Below are 26,023 nucleotides of genomic sequence, written 5' to 3' on the forward strand. Positions count from 1 at the left end.
GGAGGGGCCGGGGCACGGGACGACGACGGAGCGGCGGCCCGCCGGAACCATCCCTCCGGCGGGCCGCCGCTCATCTCCCTCTCACGCCGGGCCGTGTTCCGCCCGGCGGGTCCTCACCACCGCCCCCGGCCGTACCTGGCCGCGGCGGGTCCGGGCCGGGGCCCGTGAGGTCTCACCTGCCGAAGAAGGCGTTGTGGACCGTGACCATGGAGGTGTTGCCGCTCTTGTCGGTGACGACGGCCTTCAGCGAGACCGCCTTGCCCCTCCCCGGGCCGAGCACCGTGACGCTCCCCGCCATGACCGGCGCGGGCTGCCACGTCGCACCGTCGTACGAGGCCAGGACGCGCAGCGACTTCAGGTTGGCGCCGGCCGCCGCGCCCTGCACCTGGACCGGGAAGGTATGCAGGCCGCCGGCCGGGACGGTGGAGTCCAGGGCGAGCTTCGGCAGGAAGCGGACCGTGGAGACGGGCAGCGCCGTCGGGCTCCCGGCGGCCGCCGAGGTGAAGGTCCAGGAGGCGTCGATCCGCGTGCCGGTGCGGTTGACCTTCGGATCCCGGTGGACGGTGGTCGCCACCTTGTACGCGGCGGAGTCGGGCGTCAGCGTGAAGAGTTCCCGGTCGATGGCGGCGTCCTTCTGGAGGAACAGCTCGCCGTCGCGGTGGATCGTGGTCCTCGCACCGGTGTACTGCGCGAAGCCGGAGTGGCCCGCCCCGTCGCTGACCATCGGGAACGCACCGTAGATGTCGTCGCCGTCGCGCACGATTCTCTCGTCCGCGCCCATCCGCGGCCCCAGCACACCGACGTTGAAGGTCTCGGTGTAGGTCCTGCCGGCCGCGAACTTCTGATGCCCGGCGAGTTCGAAGACCGAGTCGAAGGAGCGGTTGCCGTCCGCGTCCGCGGCGCCCAGGACGCCCGCGACGATGTTCCAGGCGGCCCCGTCCTCCGTGGACAGGTACACCTTGCGCGTCTCCGGCGCGGGACGCACGGTGTAGAGGGCTACGACGCCGCCTCCGTGGTCGAGCTCTCCGTGCGCCGCGAGAGCGCCGTCGGCGCCCGGCGCGGACGACCCGATGCCCGCCTTCACCAGGGCCATGTCCTCGGCCGTGTAGGTCCTGTCGAAGCCGGTGGCCAGCTCCCGGACCGGGCCTCCGGTGAGGACGTTGTACTCGGTGCCGTTGCGCTCCCAGTGCGCGGACCACTGCTGGGCGAGGACGCCCTCGGCCATCTTCCCGCCCTGGTAGGCGGTGCGGAGGTTGTCGAAGCCGCTGAACTCGGCGCCCTCCATGATGAACGTCTCGGGCGTGTTCACGGTGTACATCATCCCTGCCCGCGTGGAACGCGCGTCCGGGTCCGGCACCTTGACGTTCACGGGCCGTGTGGTGCGGGCGTCCAGGGTGACGGTGGTGGGCCCGGTCACCGACAGTTCGGGAACGCTGATCAGGTCGGCGCCCTTCTTCGGGGCCGCCGGGTCGACCAGCATGTCGGCCGCGAGGCTGTACGTACCGCGCGGAAGGCGGACCGTGGTAGTGCCCGACGACAGGTCGGGGAGGAACCGCAGGCCGGCGGCGGAGTCGCGGTAACCCTTCAGGTCGGCCTGCCAGTTGGAGCCGGCCGCACCGTCGCGGTCGAAGGTCTTGAACGTGACGTCGTACGACTCGCTCTCCCGCGCCACCGCGGCCGGGGTGCGCACCTCGAGCCCGCCGCCGGAGGCGACGACCGTGACCGCGTACGAACCGTCGACCGTGCCGCCGAGACGGGTGTCGGCGGTCAGACCCACCGCGGCGGTGCCGCCCGCCGGTACCGTGACCCGCTGCGCGTCGAGGGCGAAGAACCCGGCCGGGGCCGGCTTCTCGTCACCGCCGGTGGGCGCCGCGAGCTCCAGGTCGAGCGTCACGTCGGTGCTGCCGCTGTTGCGGTACGTCACCTGCCGGGTGACGGGGGTGTCGTCGGAGTGCGGCCACGCCTGCGTGCCCAAGTTGACGGAGACCGGGTCGGAGACGACGGTCTGGTCGATCGCCCGCCCGACGGCGAGACGGCCCGCACCCTGCTGGAAGACGGTGGGGGAGCCGCCCTCCGCCGAAGCCGTGAGGGCGGCCTTGAGCTGCGCCCCGGTCCAGGCCGGGTTCTTCTGCTTGAGGATCGCGGCCGCGCCCGCCACATGCGGGGTCGCCATCGAGGTGCCGTCCAGGGTGGTGTAGCCGGGAGGGTTCTGCCCGCCCGTACCCGCCGCCGCTGCCGCCGTGATCGCCACGCCCGGCGCGGTCAGATCCGGCTTGACCGCACCGTCCCCGACCCGGGGCCCGGCGCTGGAGAAGTCCGCGATCGCGTCGTCGTCGTCCACCGCGCCGACCGTCAGCGCAGCGTCGGCGCTGCCCGGTGAGGCGACCGTTCCCCGGTCCGAACCGCTGTTGCCCGAGGCCACCGCGAACAGGACGCCCTTCTCGGCGGAGACCCTGTTCACCTGGGCCTCCATCGGGTCGATTCCGGCGGTGTCGGTGCTGCCCAGGCTCATGTTGATGACGTCCGCGCCCTGGGCGACGGCCCAGTCCACCCCGGCGATGATGCCGGAGTCGTCGCCGACGCCCTGGTCGTCCAGCACCTTGGCGTTGATCAGCTGCGCCCCGGGCGCCACGCCCTTGAACCGGGCGTCCTTCGCCCCCGTACCGGCCGCGGTGGAAGCGACGTGCGTGCCGTGCCCGTTGCGGTCCTTGGCGTCGGGGGAGCCGCTGAAGTTGCGCTCGGCCACCACCTTGCCCGCGAGATCCGGGTGAGTGGCGTCGATCCCGGTGTCCACGACGGCGATCTTCACACCGGTGCCGTCGTACGAACGGTCCCAGGCCGCCGGAGCGCCGACCTGCCCCGTACTGCGGTCGAGCGTCGCCTTCCGTACGCCGTCCAGCCAGATCCGCGCGACGCCGGACGACAGGGCCGCCGATCCGTCCTCGCGGCGGCGGGTCAGGGCGTCCCACAGGGCGTCGGGGTTCGCGGTGGCGGCGGTGCTGCCGACGCCGGTGACGGCGTCGGCGTCGAGCACCGAGAGGGTTCTGCGGAGCTTCGTGCCCTCCGAGGAACGGACCTTCGTCCGGGCGGCCTCGGCGTGCGAACCCCGGTAGCCGACGATCACCTTGAGCCCGGCCCGGTGCGCCTTGCGGCTCTGCGCCGTGGCGAGTTCGGTGATGTCGAACAGCCGCCGGTCCAGCGTTCCGTCAGCGATCAGCCGCCGGGCGTCGCGCGGCACGACATAGGTGCGGCCCTCCAGGGTCTCGGTGAAGAAGGGCATGTCCTCCCGGCCCTTCGCCCGCTGAATACCGCCGGCCCGGCCACGGGAGTCCACGAAGACCCGGTCGCCGGTGATGAGGGTGACGGTCTCGCCCGAACTGCCGCCCGGCTTCGCGCCCTTGGCCGTGCCCGGGAAAGCCGTGGCCGGAAGCACCGTGGCCGGGCCGCCGGTTCCCGCCGACGCCGGGCCGGACATGCCCGCCGTGAGGGCGACCGCGGCCGCAGCGACGAGGGCATACGTCCTCGTTGATCGTTTTCGCAAGATGGTCCCTGCTCAGGAGTGGTTCGGCGGGCGAAGGCCCGGCCGCCCGGGGTGCGTTCGGATACGCGTTCGGCCCCGGATTCCCGAGTATGCCGAGGCCGTTCCGACCCACTCAATGATCGTTGTGTAACAGCGGACCACCGCGATCACGCCCGCCCGGAGGGGGTACGGAGCGGGCGGGCGGCCCCCGGGCGCGGTCGCTCGCGCCCCGGGCCCCGGCAGGCGGGCGGGACGACGTGTCCGCCCCGTCACGCGGGGCCTGCGGGACCGTGGCCCTGGGGTCGGAGGGCGCTGCCGGGCAGGGGCGGAGCCTCAGGCCCGGCCGTGGGAGGCCCGCGAACGCCGGGCCACGGCGTCCAACGACACCGCCAGCAGCAGGACCCCGCCGGTCACCATGAAGCGGTAGGCGGAGTCGAGGTTCAGCAGGGTGAGACCGCTGGAGATCGACTGGATGACGAGGACGCCGAGCAGCGCGGCGAACGCCGACCCCCGGCCGCCGAACAGGCTGGTGCCGCCGATGACCGCCGCGGCGATCGCGTTGAGGTTGACGTCGCCGCCGCCGCTGCTCTGGTTGGCCGCCGCGAGCCGCGCGGCGGAGAGCATCCCGCCGACACAGGCGAGCGTCGTACACAGCACGAACGCGGTGGTCAGGACCGCCTCCACCTTCACCCCCGCGCGCCGGGCGGCCTCCCTGCCGCCGCCGACCGCGTACATCGACCTGCCGAACGCGGTGCGGGACAGGACGTAGTGCAGGGCCAGGACCAGGGCCAGGAAGAACACGAACATCCAGCCCACCCCGCGGTCCCGGTTCAGATACCAGACCGCCGCCCCGAGACCGGCCAGCAGCGCCAGGCTCCGCCCGGCGAGGAACCGGCGGGAGGCGGCGGCCAGGCCGGCCCGGCGGCGCTCCGCGGCTCGCACGGCGCCGGTCGCGTACAGTGCCGCCGCCCCCGCGACGACCAGCGTATACGCGGCCCACGGCGGGAGGAACCAGAGCTGGGCGAAGGCCACGAGACCCGAGTCGAAGGGCAGGTTGACCGAGCCCTTGGGCCCCAGCAGCCACAACTGCACGCCGAGGAAGCCGAGCAGGCCGCCGAGAGTGATGACGAAGCTGGGCACCCCGATCCGGTGGTGGACCTGGGCGTAGAGCCAGCCGATCACCCCCGCGAGGGCCAGGGCGGCCCCGGCGGCGACCCAGACCGGCAGCCCCCGGTCCACGAAGAGGACGGCCAGGACGGCGGCCCCGAGCCCGCTGACCGAGCCGACCGACAGGTCGATCTGGCCGACGAGCAGGACACAGACGACGCCCAGCGCGATGGTGCCGACCGGCACGCTCTCCAGGGCGAGGTTGGTGAGATTGGCGCTCGACAGGAAGACCGGGTTGAGGATCTGCATCACGACCCAGATCACGACGAGGCCGGCGAGGACCGGCAGCAGGCCGAGATCGCCGCCGCGCAGCCGCCCGGCCGCCGACCGCCACCGGTCGCGCGCCGCCTCGGAGCCGTTCTCCGGCTTCTTCCGGGGCCCGCCCCGGGCTCCGTCCCGACCTGCGGCGACGGCCGGTTCCGTCATGACGCCTCCCCCTCGCGCGCCGCTTCCGCCGTACGGGCCGCGCTCCCGCCCCGGCCCCGGGCGGGGCGGCGGCCGGCCACCTTCTCCGAGGCCCCCGTGATGGCCGCCACCAGGTCCGCCGCCGTCGCCTCCGCGGCGTCGAAGACCCCGTGGTTGCGGCCGAGCCGCAGGACGACCACGGTGTCCGCGACCGCCCGCACGTCGGCCATGTTGTGGCTGACCACGAGGACGGCGAGGCCGCGCTCCCGCAGCCGCTCGATCAGACGGAGCACCTCCGCGGTCTGGGCCACCCCCAGGGCGGCGGTCGGCTCGTCGAGGATGATCACCTTGGGGTCGCCCAGGAGGGTCCGCGCGATGGCCACGGTCTGCCGCTGGCCGCCGGACAGGGCCGCCACCGGGGCGAGCAGCGACGGGATCTTCGCCGACAACTCCCCGAGCAGGGTGCGGGAGCGGACCTCCATGGCCACCTCGTCCAGCCGCAACCGGCGCAGCTCCCGGCCCAGGAACAGGTTGTCCACCACGTTGAGGTTCTCGCACAGGGCGAGGTCCTGGAACACCGTCGCGATGCCGAGCCGCTGTGCGGCGGCGGGGGAGGGGACGGATACGGTCGTGCCGTCGAAGCGGACCGTTCCGGCGTCGGGCCGGTGCACCCCGGAGAGCACCTTGACCAGAGTGGATTTCCCCGCTCCGTTGTCGCCCACCAGGGCGACGACCTCTCCGGCGGCGATGTCGAGAGCGACGTCGGTGAGCGCGGCGACGGCCCCGAAGGACTTGCTGATCCCGCGCAGGGAGAGCAGGGGGCCCTCTGAAGCCCCCGGGGCCGGGGGCGGGAAATCGGCGGTCATGGACCGGGCCTTCCGGGTCGGGGGGCAGGGCGGGGGCGTGCCGGGAGCTGCCCGCGCGCCTACGTGACGCCGGCCTCGGCGCAGGCGGCGGCGTACGTCGCCGTGCACACCTCGGCGGTCTTCAGCGGCTTTCCGTCTCCCACCAGGACCTCCGCGATGTTCTCGCGGGTGACCACGGTGGGGGTGAAGAGTTCCGCCGGGGCGCCGAAGAGCGTGGTCCGGCCCCGGGGCTTCTCGCCCCGGGCGAAGGCGTGGGCGGCGGTGGCCGCGGCTTCCGCCACGATCCTGATCGGCTTCGAGATGGTGTTGTACTGATCACCCGTGATGATCCGCTGGGCGGCGGCGAGTTCGGCGTCGTTCCCCGTCACCGGCGGCACGGCCACCCCTGCGGCCTTGAAGGCGGCGATGGAACCACCGCCGGTGCCGTCGTTGGCGGCGACCACCCCGGCGATCTTTCCGGGGAACTTGCTGATCTGGCCGCTGACCCAGCTCTGGGCCTTCCCCGGCTCCCAGGCGGGGGTGTCGTACTCCGCGAGAAGGGTGAAACCGCTGGAGTCGACCGCGCTGTGGACGCCCTTCTTGATCAGCCCCGCCGCCGCGTCGGTCGGTGAGCCGTTGACCTGGAGGAGGCCGCCCTCGGCCTTGGCGGCCTTCAGGTGTTCCACCAGGGAGGCGCCGATCATGGCGCCGATCTTCTCGTTGTCGAAGGAGACGTAGTAGTCGGCCCTGACCGCCGGTATCGGCCGGTCGTACGCGATGACGGGAACCCCGCGGCCCTGCGCCGTACGGACGGTACTCGCCGCCGCCGCGGAGTCCACCGGGTCGAGCACGATGACGTCGGCGCCCTGCGCCAGCACGGAGTCGGCCTGCTGCTGTTGCTTCGCGGCGTCGCCGCCCGCGTTCTGGTACAGGACCTCGCAACCGCCGCAGAGGTCCCGCACCTTGGCCTTGAAGAGGGGGGCGTCGTACAACTCGTACCGGGTGGAGGCGATGTCGGGCATCAGGAACGCGATCTTCGCGTCCTGCGACGGCCCGCCGCCCGGTCCGCCCGGCGCCTCCGTCGCGCAGGCGGCGACAGAGGCGACCACCGCCAGGGCGGACAGGGCTGCCGCGAGTGGTCTGACTGAGCGTGGCGTCACTGGAACCCCCCGGTCTTCAGGCGGATCGAGCCCTTCTTCGCCTCAAATGAACAGCGTGCGTGTTAGGAGTGTCAATGGACCTGTCATAAATAACAGGCGCGGGGGTCCGAGAGGCGCCCGCTACCGCGCCCGGCCGCCCCACCCGGCCCGCGCCGTCGCCAACCCCGCCCGGTACCGCCCGTATCCGTCCTCGTACAGCGCCCGTACGTCCTCGCGCGGTTCCACCACCCGGTGGCGTCCCGGCGGCGCCTCGTACCCGGGGGACAGCGAGGCCCTGGCGACGGACACCACGCCGAGCGCCCCGACCTGCTCCTCCAACGGAATACGGACCGGCCGGCCGAGCACGTCCGCCATCAGCCGGGCCCACATCACCGATCGCGTGCCACCCCCGCACAGGGCGAGGTCCCCGCTCAGCCCCGCCGCCTCCAGACAGTGCCGGGCCGCGTAGCCGATGGCCTCGCAGACGGCGCGCACGGCGTCCGCCCGGCCGGTCGCCAGACTGAGCCCGTCGAGCCTGCCCTGCGCCGACGGCTCGACGAAGGGGGCCCTCTCGCCCGCCTCGGACAGGAACGGGAACGCGTGGACCCCCCGTGCGCCGGGCGGGCTCTCGGTGAGCAGGGCGTCCACGTCGGCCGTGGTCGCGCCCACGAGCGCGAGCACCCACTCCAGCGCCGCCGTCCCCACCATCGCGGGCATGGCGCGCAACCACCGGCCGGGGTCGGGCGTGCACAGCCACATGCCGGCGGGCTCGGCGAGCGGATCGAGGTCCACCCGGTCGGTCAGCACCTGGCTGGCGAGGGTCGTGCCGAGGATGAGCACCCCGTCGCCCACCGCGCGCACCCCGCTGCCGATCGCGCAGGCCGGCAGGTCGTACGGCCCCGCCACGACGGGCAGCCCCTCCGCCAGCCCCAGGAGACGGGCGCCCCGGCCGTCCAGTCCGAGGACCGTGCCGGGGGCGGCGGGAGCCGGCAGCAGATCCGCGCGCCCCTCGACGCCGCACGCCGCCAGGGCCTCGGGCGCGTAGCGGCGGGTGCGCGGGTCGAGGAAGGGCAGGGTGGCGTCGGAGGCGTCCAGACACACCCGGCCGGTGAGGTGCTGGGCCACCGCGTCCACGCAGTACCCGGCGACGGCCGCCCGGTCCAGCGTCTTCGGCTCGTGCTGCTGGAGCCAGTGGAGCAGCGGGCCGTGGCACCCCGGGAACATGCCCGAGCCCGTGTGCGCGTAAGCGGCGCCGATCGTGCCGTCCGCCAGCCACCGGGTCACCAGCTCCGAAGCCCGCGCGTCCATCCAGGAGATGGCGGGCCGCACCGGACGGCCCCCCGCGTCCCGCAGCCACAGGCCGTCCCCCTGCCCGGTGAGCGCCACGGCGTCCGGCGGCCCGCCGAGCGCGTGGGCGACCTCGCGCACCACCTCCCCGACACCGGTCACGACGTCGTCGAGATCCTGCTCCACCCGTCCGCCCGGCAGCATCTCCACGTGCGAGCGCCGGACGGCGGCGGCCCGGGCACGGCCCGCCCCGTCGAACGCCACGGCCTTGGTGACCGACGTCCCGATGTCCACACCGATGATGGTGCTCACGCCTGGTGCCTCCCGTGTGCGCCGAAGGGTTCCCGGCCGCCGGCGGCGGCCGTCAGGGCCGGCCGGCCGCCAGGACGTCCCGGTTCGCGAGGTGGGACAGCTCCTCCCCGCGCAGGAAACGGCCCACCTCGGCGGCGGTGATGGCCGCCGCGCGGTGCGCCGTCTGCCGGGTCGCCCCCGCGAGATGGGGGGTGGTGACCACGTTCGGCACGCCGTGCAGCGGCCAGTCGGCGGGGATCGGTTCGATGTCGTACACATCCAGGGCGAGCGCCCCGAGACGGCCGCTGCGCAGCATCTCCGGCAGCGGCGCGTGGTCGAGGAGCCCGCCGCGCGCGGAGTTCACCAGGACCGCGCCGCGCGGCAGCAGCCCCAGCCGGCGCGCGTCCAGCAGATGACGGGTCTCCTCGGTCAACCGGGCGTGCAGGCTCACCATCTGACTACGGATCAGAAGCTCGTCGAGCTCGACCGGCTCGACGCCGTCCGCCTCGACCACCGCCGGGTCGGCGTACGGGTCGGCCGCGAGCACCCGGGCCCCGAAGGCGCGCACCACCCGCGCCACGATGCGGCCGATCGCACCGTAGCCGACGAGCCCGACCGTGGAGCCGCCGAGCTCGCCGCCGCTCTCCTCGTACGCGTACAGATCGCCGCGCCACACGCCCCGCTTCAGCTCCGCGTCCGCCGCACTGATCCGCCGTGAAGCGGCCAGCATCAACCCCACGGCGAACTCCGCCGCGGCGGGGGCGTTGCGGCCGGGGGCGAAGCTGACCCGGACGCCGTGGCGGGTGGCGGCGGCCAGGTCCACGTTCACCGGGCCGCCCCGCCCCACGGCGACGAACCGCAACTCCGGCGAGGCGGCGAAGACCCGCTCGGTGAACGGGGCCATCTGCGTCACGCAGACGGCCGCCCCCTCCAGCGCCTCGACGAGCCCGTCCTCCGTGCCGCTCGCCTCGCGGACCTCCCCGACCGGCCCGAAGGGGTCATGGGGCCAGGGCAGGGTCAGCTCACCGAACTCGGGCAGCTCCCGGCCCGTGCGGGCCAACTCCCGGCCCACCGCCGCGCGGATCAGCGCGGGACGGACGAAGTGGTCGCCTGCGGCGAGGATGCGCATGACGTCGGAATCCTTCCGCGAGGAGAGCCGCCGACCGGTGTGGCGAGCAGACCGGAGCCCCGTCGGAGCCGCGAGGGCCGGGCCGGGGGTGTGGAATTTCTGTTAAATTTAACAGCGCCCACGTGAACCGGCAATGTGCTCGCCCCGCTCGGCCTGCACGGCCGGGACGGGCCGCCTTCCCGCCCTCGATCCCGGAAGGGCCCGCCCCATGACCTCCCGTCTCCTGCTGGTACGGCACGGCGAGACCGAGTGGCACGCGGAGAACCGGTACGCCGGCGTGACCGACGTCGCCCTGACGCCCCGGGGCCTCGCCCAGGGAGCCGGCCTCGGGGCCTGGGCCGCCCGCCGCCGCGTGGACGCGGTCGCCAGCTCGCCGCTCAGCCGCGCCCGGCTGACGGCGGCGCCCGCGGCGGCCGCCCTTCACCTGGCCGTGGACGTCCGGGAAGGGCTGCGGGAGGTCGACTTCGGCTGGGGCGAGGGCCGGACCGTCGAGGAGATGGCCGAGGAGGACCCCGGAGCCGTACGCAGGTTCCGCGAGGACGCCGATTCCGGCGCCTTCCCCGGTTCGGAGCCCGTCGCCGACGCCGCGGCCCGGGCCACCGCCGCCCTCCGCGACCTCGCCCTCCGCCACCAGGGGGGCACGGTGCTCGTCGTCGCCCACAACACCCTGCTGCGCATCGCCCTGTGCGATCTGCTCGGACTGCCCCTCGGCCGCTACCGCCACGTCTTCCCGCGCCTGGACAACGCGGCCGTCACGGAGATCGAGATCCGCGGCGGTGGGACGGCGCTGCGCTCGCTCAACGTGCCCACCGCCCCGACGCCCCCCGCCCCCGCGTCCGGCCCGGCCCCTGCGGGAGACTGGCCTCCATGACCAAGAGATCCGCCGAAGAACGCCGACGGCTCATCGCCGACCACGTCATGGAGCGGGGCACGGTCACGGGCGCCGAACTCGCCGGGCTCACCGGCGTCAGCCTGATGACCGTCCACCGCGACCTCGACGACCTCGCCCGGCAAGGGGTGCTGCGGCGCTTCCGCGGCGGCGCCTCCGCCCTGCCGTCCACGGTGTTCGAGTCGAGTCTCGACTACCGCCTCGGCGTTCAGGCGGCGGAGAAGAACGCCGTCGCGCGGGCCGCCGCCGCCCTGGTGGAGCCCGGCATGTCGGTGATGCTCGACGACTCCACCACGGTGCTGGCCATGGCCGGCCTGCTGGTCGGCCACGGGCCGCTCACCGTGGTCACCAACGCCCGCCGGGTGCTCGACGTCTTCGCCGGGTGCGAGGACATCCGCCTGATCGCCCTGGGCGGCGAGTACTCGCGCACCCACGACTCCTTCCTCGGGATGCCCTGCGTCGAGGCGGTCCAGGCGCTCTCCGTCGACCTCGTCGCGGTCTCCGCCTCGGCCCTCGACGCCAGGTCCGCCTACCACCAGGAGCAGGACGTGGTGCTGGTCAAACGGGCGATGCTCATGTCGGCGGCGACGAAGGTGATGCTCATGGACCACACCAAGCTCGCCCGGACCGCCCTGCACCGCGTGGGGCCCGTCGGCGATCTGGACCACCTCGTCGTGGACGACGGAGCCGACCCCGGCCTGCTCGCCGCGCTCCGCGAACGGACCCGGGTGACGGTGGCGGCCACGTCCTGAACCCCGAGGCGGCCCCACCTCCCCCTGATGGAACGCGTGTTAATTTCACACCTACGCATCCATCACGCCGGACCGCCATGTGATCCCCGGACATGTGGGGCCCGCCCCGCCGGGAAGGACGCACCCCGCCATGAGCAGCGAGCCCCGCCCCACCCCCGTCCGCTCCCCGGCCGTGATCGGCGTCGACGTGGCGACCGCGGCCGTCCGCGTGGTGTGCGTGGACGGACGGGGACGGGTCCTCGCCGAGGCGCGGAACGAACTGCCGCCCCCCGTGCGCACCGCCGCGGGAACGAGCGAGCAGGACGCCCGGTCGTGGTGGCCCGCCGTGCGCTCGGCCCTGCGCCGCACCACGGCGGCGCTGCCCCGGGCCGGCCGCGAGGTGGTCGCCGTCGCCGTCGCCGCCACGTCCGGAACCATCGTGCCCGCCGGGCTCGACGGCGAACCGCTCGGCCCCGCCCTGATGTACGACGACCGGCGGGCCGCCGGCCTCAACGTCGAGGCCCAGCGGGCGGGCAGCGCCCGCTGGGACGCGCTCGGCCTCTCGGTGGGGCCCACCGCCGCGCTCGGCAGAGCCGTGTGGTGCCATCGGGCGTACGGCGCCGCCCTGCGCCACATCCTGCACACCCCTGAGGCCGTCGGCCGCGAACTGACGGGCCGCCCGGTCCCCACGGACTGGAGCCACGCCCTCAAGACCGGCTACGACGCCCGCGCCTCGGAGTGGCCGCACGAGGTCTTCGACGCCCTCGGCCTCCCGCTCGCGCTCCTGCCCGAGGTAGGAGCCCCCGGCGCCGAGGCCGGAACCGTCGGCCCGCAGGCGGCCGACGCCACGGGACTGCCCCGAGGGTGCTCCGTACGCCTCGGGATGACGGACGGCTGCGCGGGCCAGCTCGCCACGGGCGCGGTCGAACCCGGCCGGTTCGTGGGCGTGCTCGGCACCACGTACGTCCTCAAAGGGGTCTCCGAGCACCTGGTCCGCGATCCGACCGGAGCCTTCTACAGCCACCGCCACCCCGACGGCTGGTGGCTGCCCGGTGGGGCGTCCAACACCGGAGGGGAGTGGCTGGCCGACACCGCCCCGGGCCGCCTGCCCGCGCTGGACGCCGCCGCGGCGGCCCGGGGCCCGGCGTCGTACGTGTGCTACCCGCTGCGCCGCGAAGGCGAGCGGTTCCCCTTCGTCTCCGGCACGGCCCGCGGGTTCCGCCTGGGCAGCCCCCGCGACGAGGCCGACGCCCACCGGGCCGCACTGGAAGGAGTCGCCTTCGTCGAACGCCTGGCGCTGGAACGGGTCGGGCGGCTGGGAGTCCCGGTGCTGGGCCCCCTGTACGCCGCCGGCGGGGGCAGCCGCAGCGCCGTGTGGACGGCGATCCGGGCCACCGCCCTGGACCGCCCGGTCCGGGTCGTGGAGCGCGCCGGGACGGCCTTCGGCGCGGCTCTCCTCGCCGCGACCGGCACCCTCCACGAGAACCTCGCGGCGAGCGCCGCCGCCATGGTGAGCGGGGGCTCCCTCGTCGAACCGGTGGCGGCCGAACGCCCGGCACTGGACGACGCGTTCGGCCGTTTCGCCGAGGAGCTGCGCGCCCGGGGCTGGCTCGACGGCGGCTGAGGGGCACGCCCGCGCCCGCCGGGCCCGGCCTCGTTCCCCGGGCGGCCGGGCCCCGCGCCGTGCGAGGAGGCCCGGCCGGGGCCGGGCGCCCGCTCAACAGGCCGGCACGGGAGCCACGGCGAGCACATCGGTCATGGCGACGGCTCGCACATGCTCCTTCTGCGCGCCGCCGGTGACCAGGCGCAGCGTCTTGCCGTCGGACGCCGCGAGCCGCCCGCACACGGCGCCGCCGACCGTGGTCACCTGGACGCTCTGGCCGGAGGGCCGGGCCGGGCCCTGGAACGTCGTCCACGCGACCCCCACGGAGGACGCCACGAGCAGCACCCCGGCCACGAAGCAGCCGATGGCCCGGGACAGAGCGCGCTGGGAGTCCTTGGTCTCCTGCTCCGTCCACTCCTCCAGAACGGCGCCGTTGGTCACGATGTCCTCGGTACGGCGCCCGTGGCTGGCCCGCACGGCGAGCAGCGTGCCCGCCAGGAGGAGCAGGAACCCCGCGGCGATGAGGCCGCTCGCCAGGGCCACCGCCCAGGGGGGCAGCTCCGTGAACGTCTCGCGTCCCTTGAGGACGAGCACGGCCGTGAGCAGCCCGGTCAGCCCGGCGAGGCCGTTGCGCCACCCCTCCGCCCGTCTGCGCACGATGTCCAACTGCTGGAAGGGCAGCTCGTCCGCGAGCTCCTGCCATCTGCTCTCGGGGCGCTGGCTCACGGCCGGCCGATCTGCCAGTGGGCGCCGCAGCCGACCTGCTTCTCGACGTCGGGGCGCCCGGGGTGGTTGACACCGCACTCGCACAGCACGGTGAGCGGTTTCACCGTGCCGCCGGACGCCCCGGACCCCTTCGTCTGGCCGGGGGAGGCGGCCGGATAGGCCCTGGAGAAGGAACCCAGGCACCGCGGGCAAGCGCCGGAGAAGACCAGACCGCCGTCCCCGTCGCCGGTGAGGGCGTGTTGCTGCAACCCCATGGGGCTGTTCTCCCAGGCGAGCCTCTTGCGGTGCCGCGGTGTGGCTGTCACTGCTTCTCCGTCCGTAGGGGTGGGTCGGGGATCTCCAGTCCGAACACGGGCGCGTACAACCGCAAACGCTCCCGCGCCCATTCCGGATCGTCGGGACGGCCGACCGCCTCGGCGCACCAGGCGATGCGCCGCTCGCCGACCGCGCCCGACAGGGCGGGCGCCTGGCCGTCCCCCGCGAAGCTGAGGATGACGGCGTCCTCCCAGCAGGGCACGCCCGTCTCCTCGGCGGGCTCGGGAAAGTCGAGGGTGAGACCGAACGGGCGGTACGCCGCGAACATGCGGTGGACCGACCGGAAGGTCCGGCCCAGCCGCAGGGCGGCCCGCAGGACGCTGAGCGGGTCGACGTCCAGGGGGGTGGCGGGCAGGCTGGCGTCCCTGTCCTGGGACAGGGCCCACAGGTCGTCCTCGGTCGGCTTGTACGCCCGCACCTCCCCAGCGGCGCCGTCGAGGTCGGGGACCGGGACGCCCACCTCGCGAAACGGCCGCAGCGCCTCCACGGCCTCCCCCAGCGTCATCTCCTCCAGGTAGGCCAGCCGCGCCACCGACAGCGGTGTCACCTTCAACCGGTTCGCCAGCGAGAACACGAGGTTCTCGGCGCCGTGCACGGCGGTCCACAGCGCGGACGTCACCAGTAGGTCCCGAAGGGCGTCCGGCGGCTGGACGGAGAGTCGGACGCCGAGCCGTTCCGAGACGTCGGAGGCGATGTCGAACGCCGCGCCGACCGTCAGACCGCGACGGGCGGCGAACCAGAGCAGCTTGCGTGCGTCGATCTCCGAGGAGTCCACGAACAGGAGGTCGCCGTTGTCGGGGGCGTCGGACTCACCCGTGACGAGGTCCAGCGCCCAGGGGTCATCGTCGCCGTCCAGCAGCCCGGGCAGGGAGGAGGGGGCGACCGGGCAGGTGTAGCCCAGCCCGCGCAGCACGTCGAAGCCCTGGTGGAGCTGGTCCGCGGGCACATGGCCGATGATGCTGAAGAGGTTGCTCTTGCTGAGGAACCTGTCCGCCTCTTCCGGGGTGTCCGGCTCCCGGGGCGGGAAGAACGCGTCGGCCAGCCATTCCGGGGGGCACACGTCCGGGTGGTCGACGGCGGGGAGGCCCGTCAGCTCCAGAGGTTCCCGCAGTTGCGCCGCCAGGTCGAGGACATCGGCCACCGGCGCCTGACCACGGGCGGCCGTCCGGACCACATCGAGGACCCGCACCCCGCCGTCGTACAGGAGGTCGCCGAAGGACATGAGATGTTCGGCCAGGGACCTGGTCTCCGGAGTGAGGGCATCGCGTACGTCGAGGTAGCCCAACAACCTGCGCACGTGCGGCGGGGCACCGAGGACGTCGTAACGCGCGACCCAGTCACGCAGCGCCTTCGGACCCAGCAGCCCGTCGGTGCGTGAGGCCGTGCGGCTGGCCCAGACGGCGTCGCCGGGGCGGGGCACGCGGTCGAAGAGGTGTTCCGGCAGTTCGGGAAGGGGGCCGAACCACGACTCCGGGAAGTCCTCGAACCGGGCCCACAACTCCCCGAGGGGAACCCTGTGCCGTGCCGCCGTCGCGACGAGGATGTGCCACGGCCACTGCCCGCACCGCTCCCAGAGGTGTTTCTCCTTCCTGATGTCCTGCGTGGCCATGAGACGCGCCACATCGGCGTTCGCCTCCAGGGAGTCGGGGAAGGAGAAATCCTCCGCACACCCGAAAAGGGTGCGCCGCCACCCCAGCACGGCCCGCTCGGTCACTTCCACCGGAAGCCAGACGACCGATTTCGGCCGGCCCGGCGAAGCGAAGTAGTGGAGGTACCAGTCGGCGGCGCTGATGCTCGCCGACGGGGCGCTGGTCTCCGGGCCCCCGGGCGGGCTCAGCAGGGCCTTGAGTCCGGAGTACGAACCGCCCAGGTTCGCCGACAGCAGGGAGAGGACCGTTCTGACCGGTACTCGCCCGTTGTGGTCGAGGGGGGAGTTCTGCCCCAGGACCGAGCTGCGCCAACCCCGGAGCTTCTCACCGACCAGGGAGCCCGCCGAGATCTCGGAGGACGGGTTGCCCGTGAGCAGTTCGACGTCGAGCGGGCACCAGCCTATGTCGGACAGGCGCAGCACCCTGCCCCGGCCCAGGGTCGATTCGGAGGGCTGCCCGCCGCGGTCGCGCGAGTTCTCCACCCGCAGCGGGCGGTCCGCGAACACCCGCAACAGGTCGTCCCCGAGCCGGGGGGCCCGCAGACCGAAGCGCAGGAGCCAGGCGAGCGTGACCCGCGGCCAGGACGCCAGCTTCGGCAGATGGGCCGTGAGCAGGTCCGCGACCTTCGCCCGGTCCCAGCTCTGTACCTCGTTGCGGCTCACACTCAGCGTGAGGTCGCGCTGATCGCGTACGTTGACCACGCAGCCGAACGTCTGCTGCTGAGTGGCGATCCCGTCCGCGAGCAGCCGTCCGTCGCCCTCCACCCACCACAGCTCCCCGGGCGCGCCGTCCACGGCGCAGACCTCCCGCGCCGGCCGGTCGGGGATGCGCAGCTCATGGTGGTTCCAGACCACGTGGTGCCCCGTCGACTCGTCCTGGACCCGGGTGTCGAACTCGCTGTACCAGAGCAGTTCGCCGAGCGTGCGGCTGGCGGAGACGCCTCCCGCCGTCGGGCCGGCCGGCTCGTCCGACAGGTAGAGGCGGACCAGCGTGCCGCCGTGCTGGACCTTCGCCACGTCACCGTTGTCACGCCGGGCCGGACCGATCCGGAAGAGGGTCGCCGTGCCCACGATGTCGGCCTGCAGCGCCTCGGCGGTGCTCTGGCCGTAGGCGTCGGTGGGCCGGGTCACCACGGTGATCTCGTCGGCCAGCATGAAGTAGCTGAGCACTCCGATGCCGAACCGGCTGTTGAACCGCGCCTCGATCCCGGCCTGCTGCCACTCGCCGAGCTCGTGCTGGAACGCGGAGGAGTCGGAGAGCCTGCGTCCTGCCCGGGCGAAGAGGTCCTTCAACTGCTCCCCGGTCATGCCCACGCCGTTGTCGAGGCACTCGATGACGGTGCGCCCGTTCTCCTGGTACTGGGTGATCCGGATCCGGCCCTTCCAATCGGGATCCCCGCCGCCCTGGGACGCGGCCCACCGGTCGCGGTACATGCGGTAGCGGCAGGCGTCCAGGGCGTTCTGGTACAGCTCGCGCAGTGCCAGCGCCGGATCGCCGTAGAGCTGCTTGCCCATGAGGAGGTGGGAGACCGCCCGCTGGTCGAACTGGAAGGTCAGCAGCGGTAGGTTGTACGCGCCGGGGGCGGAGTGCACCGACACGTCGATCGTCCGCACCGAGCGCAGCCAGGTGAGGTAGGCGGGCAGACCCACGCCCTGGAGCGGGCTGAGCGCCTCGCGGCAGCGGGAGGCGTGCACCTCCAGGGCCTTGTGGACCGCTCCGTGCGGGCACTGCAGGACCTCCACCAGGGCCCGCTCGTCGTCGAAGCGTCGGCTCGCCTCCGCCAGGCAGGCCAGGACCTCCTCGGGTCCGAGAGGGTACATGGTGCCGATGTGCTCGCCGACCATCTCCGACAGCTCCCGGACGTCCACCGCCAACGCCGCGCCCACCGACCACCGCACCGCGAGGTCGTGGTCGTTGAGGTGCGACGCGTCGGCGGCGGTGACCTTGAAGAGGTTGGAGTCTCCGGCGTACGAGGTGAGGGCCGTGCAACTGGGGTAGGACAGGTGGTGCCGCGCCAGCCGGTCGACGATGGTCCGCAGCTGCTTGAGGTGGCTGGCCGCCGTACCCCGCAGCAGCACGTCGACCAGGCGTTCGGCGCAGTCCGCCAGGTGGTCCTTCCCCTCCGCCCCGGCGAGGCGCAGGCTGCTGCCGCGCTTCGACAACCGCCAGGCGGCCAGTGCCCACGCCTCGGCGGTCCGGCCCCGGGCGTGGAGGCGGCGTACACGGTTCTCCTCCAGGGGGGAGAAGCCGTGGTCCGCCAGAACACCCTGGACCCGGGGGGCGTCGAAGCCGTCGAAACCCCGGAACGCGTCGTAGAGGGAAGCGAATTCTTCGGCCAAGGCCGTCGCGAGCATGAACGGCAGGCCGCACAGCAGCGCCTTCTCCAGCGCGCTGAGCGAGCGCGTACCGGCCGGGAGGTCCACCACACTGTCCAGCACGCGCACCGGGAAGCCGTCGTCACGCCACGGGTGCGGCAGCTGCTCGCACGCCTTGCGGTACTTTCCGGACAGGTCGCGCACCGCCGCCTCGACGCGCTCGCGCAACACGTCCTGCAGCGCCTGCGGATCACTGCACGGCAGACCCCACAGCCTCGCCCCGGACACCGCCGCCACCCACTCCGGTACGCTGTCGGCCTCGGCGACCACGAAGTCCGGCAGCTCGCCCGCGGGCGACCACCGCGGATGCTGGTCACGGCCCCTGAGCTGCGCCATGACCGACGCGCTGACCTGCTGGAGCGTACGGTGCGACGAATCGGGGTGCAGGGCGTGCGCCAGGGCCTTGGTGAAGTGGCTGCCGTCCTCCTCGTAGCCGCTCGTCTCCCCGGGCGCGCAGCTGTTGGCGACGACCAGTTGCGTGGGTTCCGGCGCGCGGTAGTGGTAGGGGCGGATCGCCTGCTCGGCCGACCCGTCGCGGCAGGCGTCGAAACAGGCGAGGACCAGGGCCGCGGGGCAGCCGGTCGTCCTGAGCATCCCGAAGAAGTCCCGGTCCAGGTCGATCAACGAGTCCACGTCCACCCCGCCGTCCCCCCACCCTTGGGCGTTGGCGGGGACGAAGTGGTCCTTGCCGTCGAGGTGCATGCCGTGACCCGAGAAGTGGACCAGCAGCACACCGCCGGGCGGGGCCGAACGCAACGCCTCCCGAATCGCGTCCTGGATGACGTCACGCCTGCTCTCACCGGCGTCCTGCGCGCCGATCACCTTGCAGAGGTATCCGCCGGCTTCCAGCGCCTCCCGCATCAGGCGCAGGTCCTCCCGGACGGGGTCGCCGATGGAGGGGAGGGGGAACCCGGGACCGGTCTGCTCCGGCACCCCCACCAGAAGCGCGTGACGATCCGTGCCCATCCATCCACCCCGCCGCTCGCCCTGCCCGCCCGTGTACCCATGATGAGCGGCCGGTCCGAGTCCGCACAAGCAGATCCGGACCACCGGCCGCGTGCGCGGCGGCCGTTGCCGGGTCCTCAGCGGAAGGAGGCCGCCTCCCCGCCGTCCCGTACGGATTTCTCGAGAAGGGTGAACGACTTGGACGAGCCGTCCGGCTGGAGCTTGCCCTCCTTGACGCCGACGACCCGGTAGCCCGCGTCGAGGTAGTACGCGTTCAGACGTGCGTTGCCGGCCAGGCAGTCCAGCCGCACCAGCTCCCGGCCGGTCTCGGCCACACGTCGTTCCGCGGCGCGCAGAAGCCGCCGCCCCGCCCCGGACGGGACTTCCGCGTGGTCCACCATCAGCCGGTGCACATACCCGGCGGACGAGGACCGCGGCCCCCAGGCGTCCTCGTCCTCCCACCACAACTCCCAGGCCCCGACGGTGGCGTCGCCCTTCTCCGCGAGCCACAGCTCGCCGCTCTCCATGATCTTCCGGAAGTGCTCCGCACCCAGCTCACCGGGCCGCCACTGACCGGTGACGCCCCGCGCCAGCATCCAACGGGCGGCATGGTCCCGCAGGCGTACGACAGCGGGGAGATCGGCGTCGGAGGCGAGCCGGAAACGTAGGTCGTTCACGGCGTGATCCTCGCACGGAGGCCCCCCTCCCCAACCGGCAGAGCGGGAGGGCTCGTCACCGCGGTGTCCTTGCCGACCCTCTCGAACGCTATCGGTCCCGCCTCCTCGTTGCTCATCAACACCCTTGCATTAATGGCTACTTGGTCTGTCGCCGCAGCGCGCGTTGGCGTTAGTCTATGCGCATAGAACTTGATGAAGACATGACATTCCCCTGTCCTTGTCCTTCGTCCGGCATGGCCACCCCCGCCATGCCTTCGTTCCTGCCGGACCGGCAGGCCCTCATGTTCAGAAGGGACATCACCCGTGCTCTCCAAGCTGTCCGTGAGAACCACCGTCGCCGCCCTCGCCGCCGCCGGGCTGCTCGTCACCGCCCCCCAGGCGACGGCCGCCTTCCGCGACTCCGCCGAGTCGTCCGCCGGGACATCGGCGAACGCCGTCCCGTCGCCCTCCTCCGGCGTCACCGTGAAGATGTCGTCCGCCGCCGCCAACGGTCTCGGCGCCGCTCGGCAGGCGCTGGTGGACGCCGTCTCCGCGGATGTCCTGGCCCGGTCCGACGACGCCCGGGGCCTCTCGGCGAAGGCCGCCGTCGACAAGTTCGCCGACGAGGGCCGCAAGGTGGTCGTCGACGTCCGCACCGTCTCCAAGAACTGGGCTCGCGGAGTCGCCTACGTCGAAGCGCCCCGCACGCACCACGGCGATCCGGAGGGCTGGCTCTACATCGCCCACCGCAAGGACGGGCAGTGGGTCGCGGGCCTCGAAGGCGACCGGGAATTCGCCGACCACGTCGCACGGTCCCCGCTGGTCGGCACGGCGGAGCGGCGCACCATGACGGCGTACGCGCAGCGCAAGGCCGCACCGCAGGAGGAGCCCGCCCTGGGGGCGGCGGCCGCCAACACCAACGGGCTCCTGCTGCCCTGGATGCCCGACTACTACATGACCCTCACCGGCGGGGCGCACTCCCACACCGGCTCGACCGGCTACTGGAGCAGCCTCGACTTCGCCGGAGGCAACGCCAGCGGACGGGTCCGTTCCTCGCGCGAGGGCACGGCGACCTCCATGTGCGGCGCCGGGGGAGGCTGGACCCGGGTCATCCACCCCGGCGGCTTCTCGACGGACTACTACCACATGTTCAACACCACGTACTACAACGGAACGTCGATCGGCCGTAGCGCCCTGCTGGGCACCATCGGCACGGACACCTGCGCCGGCGGGTCCGCGACCGGAGCCCACGTGCACTGGAGTCTGCGCACGTACGACGCGAACTACAACGGCCAGTACACCTGGCTCAACGGCCGTACGATCGGCGGCTGGCTCTGGTCGAACGGGTCCAGCCAGTACGCCGGGTGCGCCACCCGCCTCGGCGTCACCGCCTGCCCCGGTACGGCGATCTACAACCGCACCGGCTGACCCCCCCGCCGTTCCACCCGTGCACCCCGGGAGCGCCGCCCACCAGGGGCGGCGCCGCACGAGGCCGCCCGGTCGGGACGGACGAACACGCGGTGAGCCTGACGGCTGCTGACGAGTCGGCAGCCGTCATTCGGCGATCCGGCGGCCAAGCCCCCTGCCCTGCAGGGGGCTTTCCTCGTGGCCCGCCCTCCGGCCGGGGCCGGAGGGGCGCACGGAAGACCTTCAACCCGACCCCTCGGCACAACAGGTGCGATCCGCTCCGGCGTGTGCTGGAGCAGGGTGCCGATATGCCGATACGCGGTTGGGTTCAACGCGCAAATATGTGCTTATATGATCCATATAAGGACGCTTTGCTTTCCGGAACATCTGCACGGCGAGCAAGCTCATCAAGGGGAGAACAGCAGTTGAAGTCGGCTTGGCGCGCGGGGAGCGTCGCCATGATCACGGCCGGCGCCGTTCTGCTGGCCACGCCGCACCGGGCTGTCGCGGACGGCGGCAACGCGAACGCGCGACCCGAAGCGGAACAGGCGGTCACGGAACCCCTGGACGCCGCCGCACACCCCGGGGGTCTGCGTCTCGCCGGTGCGGGCGGCACCGTGGCCCGCTCCCTGAAGGCCGCCGCAGGGGCTCCGCGGGATGCCGCCCGCGACCTGGTCCCGCTCGGCGAGGGCGACCGGAAGACAGCCATGCGGTGGAAGGGCGGCCTGCCCGCCCCGAGGCCGTCCGGGAACACGGCCACCTACCCGGAAGCGGTACCCGGAGGCGATCTGATCGTCGAAGCCACCCGCACCGGCTTCGAGCAGTACCTCAAGCTCCACAAGGCCCCGCAGGCGGGAGCGCCCATGGTGCTGCCCCTCGTCCTGCCCGAGGGCATGCGGGCCGCGGCCGCTCCCGCCGGGGGCGTCGACTTCCGTGACGAGGCGGGTGAACTGGTCGCGACGATGGCCGCCCCCACGATGTGGGACGACCAGGTCGACCCTCGTTCGCTCGATCACACCAACCGCAGGACGGTCGCCATGGAGGTGGCCCAGTCCGGCAACACCGCACAGCTGAGCCTGCGGCCCGACGCCGTCTGGCTGAACGACGAGCGCACGCGGTACCCGGTCGTCATCGACCCCTCCACCGACGCGCTCGACGTCCTGTTCGACACCTTCGTGCAGGGCGGCGACACCACGGACCAGTCCGTCAGCACCGACCTCAAGGTCGGCTGTCCCGGCGACTGCGCCGGAAGCACCAAGCGCGTCGCGCGCTCCAACGGCTGGTCGTGAAGCGGATCGGCGTCAAGAAGACGGCCAACCTGATCCGGACCTACGCCAAGCGCCGCAAGATGACGGCCACGCACCGCGAGGCGGTCACCGCCCTGCTCGGCATCTCCGCGATCCAGACCGCCTGCAAGTTCTAGGAGCCGTCACCCATGCTCGCCCTCCCCGCCCTGCTCGCGCAGCTCGCGGTGATCCTCGTCCACCGCGCGAAGAACCGCACCGGTCCACGGCCCGAGCCGTACACGCTGTACACCGCTCTCTGCCTTCTCGGCATCACCGCGGGCTGGCTGGCCATCGGCCGGCCGGAGGTGACCTGGGCCGACGCCCCGCTCGTCCTCATCAGCGGCTTGCTGATCACCGTCGAGGCGGCCCACGCCACGGCGCGGCTCGGGGCGCCCCGGTGGGCGGACAAGGCGGTCTGCGTTCTCGGCGGAGCCGCCGCAGCAACCTGGATGTCGTCCGGCTGGATCCCCGGAACGTGAGCGGGGCGGGGGAGTGACGCCCCGTCCTTCGGGGCCCGCCCCGCCCCCGCTCCGGTGACATCCCGGGCCCGCCATCGTGTTCGCGGCGATGGCGGGCCCGGGCGCGGTCAGAGCCCCGGGCCCTGGTAGGCGCCGCGGTTGGGCTTGGCGGTCGCGGAGACCGGGTTGGCCCAGTAGTCACGGCCGCCGTTGCCGGCGATGACCGCGCCGTTGCCGAGCGCGGGCGACGTGGACCTCAGCCGGTAGCCGTCCACCTCGTGGATGGAGCTGCCGCCGGTGCCGGGAGCGACGAACCGGGGGTCGCCGACGATGCCGTTGGCCGTGGGCCTGGGGACGCCCTGGAAGACGTTCCACTTCCATGCGATCCCGGACCCCGTGGGCAGCCGCGAGTCGGACGTGCCGACGAAGATGTTGTTCTCCACCACGCTCCGGGTGGGGAGCGTGACGGCGAACTTCTTGTCCACGCAGTAGAAGACGTTGTTGTACAGGTGCAGCGCCGACCGACCGGCGCTGTTGCTGCTCATCCGGCAGTCGTTCTCGGAGATGTTGTACCGGATGATCTGCTGGGCGCCGCCGATGGTGCCGCAGCCGTCGCAGTCGAGGAAGAAGCCGCCGATGTTGTCACGGCTGTAGTTGTACTGGATGAGGCAGGTGCCGGTGTTGCCCCAGTCGCAGTCGAACGCCTGGCTGTCGGCGACGGACATCTTGGTGATGTCGTACACGGCGTTCTTCTGGATGGTCGGGTTGTGGTCGCCGAGTACCCAGATTCCGGCGAAGTTGCCGCCGGAGAAGGGGTATACGCCGTTGCCCATACCGGACGCGTCGTTGTACTGGATCATCGGGGAGTCCGCGTAGCTGACGATGATGCCGTCGCCGCCGACGTCCTTGACGGTGTTGTGTTCGACGAGGACGCCGCCGCCCTTGTGGGCCAGGGAACCGGTACGGATCTTCAGGCCGCCGCCTCCGGTGTTGCTGACGGTGTTGTGGTGCACGTGCACGTCGTTGAGTGTGGTGTTCGCCCCGGTGGCCCCGGTGACGATGCCTGCGGACTGGACGTAGTCCTCGGTCACGGAACCGGTCTTGTCGGTCTGGCCGGCGACGCGGTCGATCACCAGGTTGCCGATATCGTATCCGGTGTGGTTCCGGCCGTCGTTGGCGGAGACCCGCAGACCGGTGCGCCGGGCGAGAGAGGCGGCCGGGTTGGTGATCCTGAGGTGGCTGATCCTCCAGTGGTCCTGGTTGGTGAGCGAGACGGTGTCCGAGGCGCCGTCGCCGTTCAGGAGGGGCAGCGCGCCCGTCCCGTAGCGGGTGAGGGTGATGGGCGCGTCCGACGTGCCGTTGCCTTTCGGGGCGAGCGCCCCCGTGCAGGTGGTCCCGGATGCGAAGGCCAGCGTGTCGCCCGGCCCGTAGGTCCTGCCGTTGGCCTGGGCGACGCTGTTGAAGGGGCTGGCCTCGGTGCCGGCTCCGGCGGTGGGCCGCGAGCAGTCGACGAAGGTGGTGGAGCCGGCGGCCAGAGCCGGCTGGGCGGGCAGGACAGCCGTGCCGGCGAGGGCGACGGACGCGGCGAAGAGCAGCCGACCGACCGTGCTCCTTCGGATGAGCCTGATCTCCATGCGAGTACCTCCTGGGGTGGGTGGCCTGAAAGTAGAGGTCACTCTTGATCAGGTCAAGAGATTCACATCATTCAATCGATCATTGATCAAATGACCTCCCCGGGAAGGGAGATGGGCGCGCAGGAACCCTCCTGGTCGGAGGCCGCGGACGCGCGGGGTCCAGGGGTGGGCGGTGGCGGCGACGGCCGGGCGCCCCGGCCCGTTCGACTGGGGGGGCGGGCGGCACCCGGCCCCCGGGGCCCGGCCGTCCGGTCAGGGTGCCCGCCCCGCGTCTTCACGCGGGCGGGGCGGGGCCCCGGCGCGTTGCGGCGGTGTTCAGCGGGCCGTGCCGCCGCAGGACGCGCGGACGGTGAGCGTGGGCAGCAACTGCACGTGGCGCACCGGCGGTGGGGAGACGCGGTCCGCCATCCTGCGCAGCAGCAGGTCGACCGCTTCGGCCCCGACGCCCTTCTTCGGCGGGGCGACCGCGGTCAGCGGCGGAGCGCCCAGGGCCGCGAAGACGTCGTCGTAACTGATCACGGACAGGTCCTCGGGCACCCGCAGGCCCCGGTTTCGCAGGATCGGGAGCAGCTGGATGGCGTCCTGGTCGTTGTGGATCAGTACCGCGTCGATTCCACGGTCCCGGGCCCGGACGATCTGATCGGCGACCGTTTCGGGGTCCGCCTGCGGGCCGACACTGTCGATCACGGGTTCCGCGGTCAGCCCGAGGAGTTCGCAACCGTCGAGGTAACCCTCGCGTACCCGGTGTGCCGTCCAGGTGTCGCACCGGGCCACCAGGGCGACGCGTCGGCGTTCGAGCGAGGAGAGGTGGCGCAGTGCGGTGAGGACGCCGTGGCGGTGGTCGGAGGAGACCGAGTCGAGTTCGGCCGCCGGGCTGTCCAGGGCGGGGCGCCGTTCCACCAGGACGGTGGGCGGATCGAGTTCACCGACCCACGCGTGGGTGTCCGGCCGGTCCGACGGCGTCCAGTTGGGGGCGAGGAGGAGCCCGTCGACCCCGGACCTGAGCAACTGCTCGACCTGGTCCCTGTCGGCGCTGGCCTCGTACGAGGAGATGCCGAGGACCAGGTGGGCTCCTCTGGCGCCGGCGGCCTCCCTGGCTCCCGCGATGACGTCCCCGAAGTACTGGGCCGCCGCGGGCACGAGGAGGCCCAGAAGCGGGCCGTCCGGCGGCCGATGGTCGCCGCCGGTGGCGACGGACACCGATCCGTGGGTCCTGCGGACCGCGCCGGCGTCGGCGAGGGCGGCCACGTCGCGCCGTACGGTGACGGCCGGGATGCCGAGTCGCTGCGCGAGGGAGACCAGGCGTACCGAGCCGAGCCTCTGCACCTCTGCGAGGATCCGGGCACGGCGTTCGTCGGCCGAGATCGACATGGCATTCCCCCTGCCGGTGACCCACCGAAGCGCTGATGGCGGCCCCGGTCGCTCGGGAATCTACCATTCGCCCGGCCCCCGGCCGGCGACCGGACGGGCCGCCCTCCGCCGCACGTCCCAGGCCCTTCCGGGGTGCGCGGCGGAGGGCGCGGTGGCATGCGCCTCGCCACGCGCCCTTCCACGGATGCGGCCATT

19 protein-coding genes are annotated in these 26,023 nt (G+C 73.0%); 7 read left to right on the forward strand and 12 right to left on the reverse strand.

The features are described from left to right. Positions 1–172: 172 nt before the first annotated feature. The 6 genes from ACH4K1_RS27865 to ACH4K1_RS27890 form a co-directional block, all read right to left on the reverse strand. Positions 173–3,541 carry a S8 family peptidase gene (locus tag ACH4K1_RS27865; RefSeq protein WP_398092329.1) on the reverse strand — a complete coding sequence of 1,123 codons (3,369 nt, stop codon included), beginning with the start codon at positions 3,539–3,541 and terminating at the stop codon, positions 173–175. A 312-nt stretch (positions 3,542–3,853) separates the two neighbouring features. Beyond that, positions 3,854–5,113 carry a sugar ABC transporter permease gene (locus ACH4K1_RS27870; protein ID WP_398092330.1) on the reverse strand — a complete coding sequence of 420 codons (1,260 nt, stop codon included), beginning with the start codon at positions 5,111–5,113 and terminating at the stop codon, positions 3,854–3,856. After that, positions 5,110–5,958, reverse strand: a complete 849-nt coding sequence (locus ACH4K1_RS27875) for an ATP-binding cassette domain-containing protein (protein ID WP_398092331.1) — start codon at positions 5,956–5,958, stop codon at positions 5,110–5,112. The genes ACH4K1_RS27870 and ACH4K1_RS27875 overlap by 4 nt, the downstream gene beginning before the upstream one ends. Before the next feature lie 59 nt (positions 5,959–6,017). Continuing rightward, on the reverse strand, positions 6,018–7,097 hold the full coding sequence (locus ACH4K1_RS27880; protein ID WP_398092332.1) for a substrate-binding domain-containing protein: 1,080 nt from the start codon (positions 7,095–7,097) through the stop codon (positions 6,018–6,020). Positions 7,098–7,217: 120 nt separating this feature from the next. Next, the gene (locus tag ACH4K1_RS27885) at positions 7,218–8,675 is read right to left on the reverse strand and encodes an FGGY family carbohydrate kinase (RefSeq protein ID WP_398092333.1); all 1,458 of its coding nucleotides are present in this window, start codon (positions 8,673–8,675) and stop codon (positions 7,218–7,220) included. A gap of 52 nt (positions 8,676–8,727) precedes the next feature. Beyond that, positions 8,728–9,783 (reverse strand): 2-hydroxyacid dehydrogenase, encoded by a 1,056-nt coding sequence (locus ACH4K1_RS27890; protein WP_398092334.1) that lies wholly within the window; start codon positions 9,781–9,783, stop codon positions 8,728–8,730. 208 nt (positions 9,784–9,991) lie between these two features. On the opposite strand from ACH4K1_RS27890, the gene ACH4K1_RS27895 reads away from it, so the two are divergent. The 3 genes from ACH4K1_RS27895 (at position 9,992) to ACH4K1_RS27905 (ending at position 13,027) form a co-directional block, all read left to right on the forward strand. Beyond that, a complete protein-coding gene (locus tag ACH4K1_RS27895) occupies positions 9,992–10,654 on the forward strand; it encodes a histidine phosphatase family protein (RefSeq protein ID WP_398092335.1) in 663 nt (220 codons plus the stop codon). Further along, positions 10,651–11,424, forward strand: a complete 774-nt coding sequence (locus ACH4K1_RS27900; protein ID WP_398092336.1) for a DeoR/GlpR family DNA-binding transcription regulator — start codon at positions 10,651–10,653, stop codon at positions 11,422–11,424. The genes ACH4K1_RS27895 and ACH4K1_RS27900 overlap by 4 nt, the downstream gene beginning before the upstream one ends. Before the next feature lie 130 nt (positions 11,425–11,554). Next, positions 11,555–13,027, forward strand: coding sequence for an FGGY-family carbohydrate kinase (locus ACH4K1_RS27905; RefSeq protein WP_398092337.1), 1,473 nt, complete (start codon positions 11,555–11,557; stop codon positions 13,025–13,027). 93 nt (positions 13,028–13,120) lie between these two features. Here the strand turns inward: ACH4K1_RS27905 and ACH4K1_RS27910 are convergent, their stop codons facing one another. The 4 genes from ACH4K1_RS27910 to ACH4K1_RS27925 form a co-directional block, all read right to left on the reverse strand. Continuing rightward, positions 13,121–13,732 carry a hypothetical protein gene (locus tag ACH4K1_RS27910; RefSeq protein WP_398092338.1) on the reverse strand — a complete coding sequence of 204 codons (612 nt, stop codon included), beginning with the start codon at positions 13,730–13,732 and terminating at the stop codon, positions 13,121–13,123. Beyond that, positions 13,729–14,037, reverse strand: coding sequence for a hypothetical protein (locus tag ACH4K1_RS27915; protein WP_398092339.1), 309 nt, complete (start codon positions 14,035–14,037; stop codon positions 13,729–13,731). Before ACH4K1_RS27915 ends, ACH4K1_RS27910 begins: the two co-directional genes overlap by 4 nt. Next, entirely contained in the window at positions 14,034–19,037 is a 5,004-nt protein-coding gene (locus ACH4K1_RS27920; RefSeq protein WP_398092340.1) for a caspase family protein, read from the reverse strand. Before ACH4K1_RS27920 ends, ACH4K1_RS27915 begins: the two co-directional genes overlap by 4 nt. A gap of 116 nt (positions 19,038–19,153) precedes the next feature. Further along, a complete protein-coding gene (locus ACH4K1_RS27925; RefSeq protein ID WP_398092341.1) occupies positions 19,154–19,693 on the reverse strand; it encodes a GNAT family N-acetyltransferase in 540 nt (179 codons plus the stop codon). A 303-nt stretch (positions 19,694–19,996) separates the two neighbouring features. Here ACH4K1_RS27925 and ACH4K1_RS27930 point away from each other — a divergent pair, with 303 nt between their 5' ends. The 4 genes from ACH4K1_RS27930 to ACH4K1_RS27945 all read left to right on the forward strand — a co-directional run bounded on the left by ACH4K1_RS27930 (position 19,997) and on the right by ACH4K1_RS27945 (position 22,844). Beyond that, positions 19,997–21,100, forward strand: coding sequence for a M23 family metallopeptidase (locus tag ACH4K1_RS27930; RefSeq protein ID WP_398092342.1), 1,104 nt, complete (start codon positions 19,997–19,999; stop codon positions 21,098–21,100). A 437-nt stretch (positions 21,101–21,537) separates the two neighbouring features. Next, on the forward strand, positions 21,538–22,368 hold the full coding sequence (locus ACH4K1_RS27935) for a hypothetical protein (protein ID WP_398092343.1): 831 nt from the start codon (positions 21,538–21,540) through the stop codon (positions 22,366–22,368). After that, a complete protein-coding gene (locus ACH4K1_RS27940) occupies positions 22,365–22,502 on the forward strand; it encodes a hypothetical protein (protein ID WP_398092344.1) in 138 nt (45 codons plus the stop codon). The genes ACH4K1_RS27935 and ACH4K1_RS27940 overlap by 4 nt, the downstream gene beginning before the upstream one ends. A 12-nt stretch (positions 22,503–22,514) precedes the next feature. Beyond that, positions 22,515–22,844, forward strand: coding sequence for a hypothetical protein (locus ACH4K1_RS27945; protein ID WP_398092345.1), 330 nt, complete (start codon positions 22,515–22,517; stop codon positions 22,842–22,844). A 107-nt stretch (positions 22,845–22,951) separates the two neighbouring features. Here the strand turns inward: ACH4K1_RS27945 and ACH4K1_RS27950 are convergent, their stop codons facing one another. Further along, positions 22,952–24,457 (reverse strand): right-handed parallel beta-helix repeat-containing protein, encoded by a 1,506-nt coding sequence (locus ACH4K1_RS27950; protein WP_398092346.1) that lies wholly within the window; start codon positions 24,455–24,457, stop codon positions 22,952–22,954. A 315-nt stretch (positions 24,458–24,772) separates the two neighbouring features. Next, positions 24,773–25,828: a substrate-binding domain-containing protein gene (locus ACH4K1_RS27955; protein WP_398092347.1), complete on the reverse strand. Its 1,056-nt coding sequence runs from the start codon at positions 25,826–25,828 to the stop codon at positions 24,773–24,775. Positions 25,829–26,023 lie beyond the last annotated feature (195 nt).

This window comes from Streptomyces sp. NPDC017448 (assembly GCF_044330565.1).
Lineage (GTDB): Bacteria > Actinomycetota > Actinomycetes > Streptomycetales > Streptomycetaceae > Streptomyces.

Bases quoted from the DNA above. Each gene is read 5' to 3' on its own strand.
- ACH4K1_RS27870 (WP_398092330.1), bottom strand. From the start codon at position 5,113: ATGACGGAACCGGCCGTCGCCGCAGGTCGGGACGGAGCCCGGGGCGGG.
- ACH4K1_RS27875 (WP_398092331.1), bottom strand. From the start codon at position 5,958: ATGACCGCCGATTTCCCGCCCCCGGCCCCGGGGGCTTCAGAGGGCCCC.
- ACH4K1_RS27890 (WP_398092334.1), bottom strand. From the start codon at position 9,783: ATGCGCATCCTCGCCGCAGGCGACCACTTCGTCCGTCCCGCGCTGATC.
- ACH4K1_RS27895 (WP_398092335.1), top strand. From the start codon at position 9,992: ATGACCTCCCGTCTCCTGCTGGTACGGCACGGCGAGACCGAGTGGCAC.
- ACH4K1_RS27900 (WP_398092336.1), top strand. From the start codon at position 10,651: ATGACCAAGAGATCCGCCGAAGAACGCCGACGGCTCATCGCCGACCAC.
- ACH4K1_RS27905 (WP_398092337.1), top strand. From the start codon at position 11,555: ATGAGCAGCGAGCCCCGCCCCACCCCCGTCCGCTCCCCGGCCGTGATC.
- ACH4K1_RS27920 (WP_398092340.1), bottom strand. From the start codon at position 19,037: ATGGGCACGGATCGTCACGCGCTTCTGGTGGGGGTGCCGGAGCAGACC.
- ACH4K1_RS27935 (WP_398092343.1), top strand. From the start codon at position 21,538: ATGATCACGGCCGGCGCCGTTCTGCTGGCCACGCCGCACCGGGCTGTC.
- ACH4K1_RS27945 (WP_398092345.1), top strand. From the start codon at position 22,515: ATGCTCGCCCTCCCCGCCCTGCTCGCGCAGCTCGCGGTGATCCTCGTC.
- ACH4K1_RS27950 (WP_398092346.1), bottom strand. From the start codon at position 24,457: ATGGAGATCAGGCTCATCCGAAGGAGCACGGTCGGTCGGCTGCTCTTC.
- ACH4K1_RS27955 (WP_398092347.1), bottom strand. From the start codon at position 25,828: ATGTCGATCTCGGCCGACGAACGCCGTGCCCGGATCCTCGCAGAGGTG.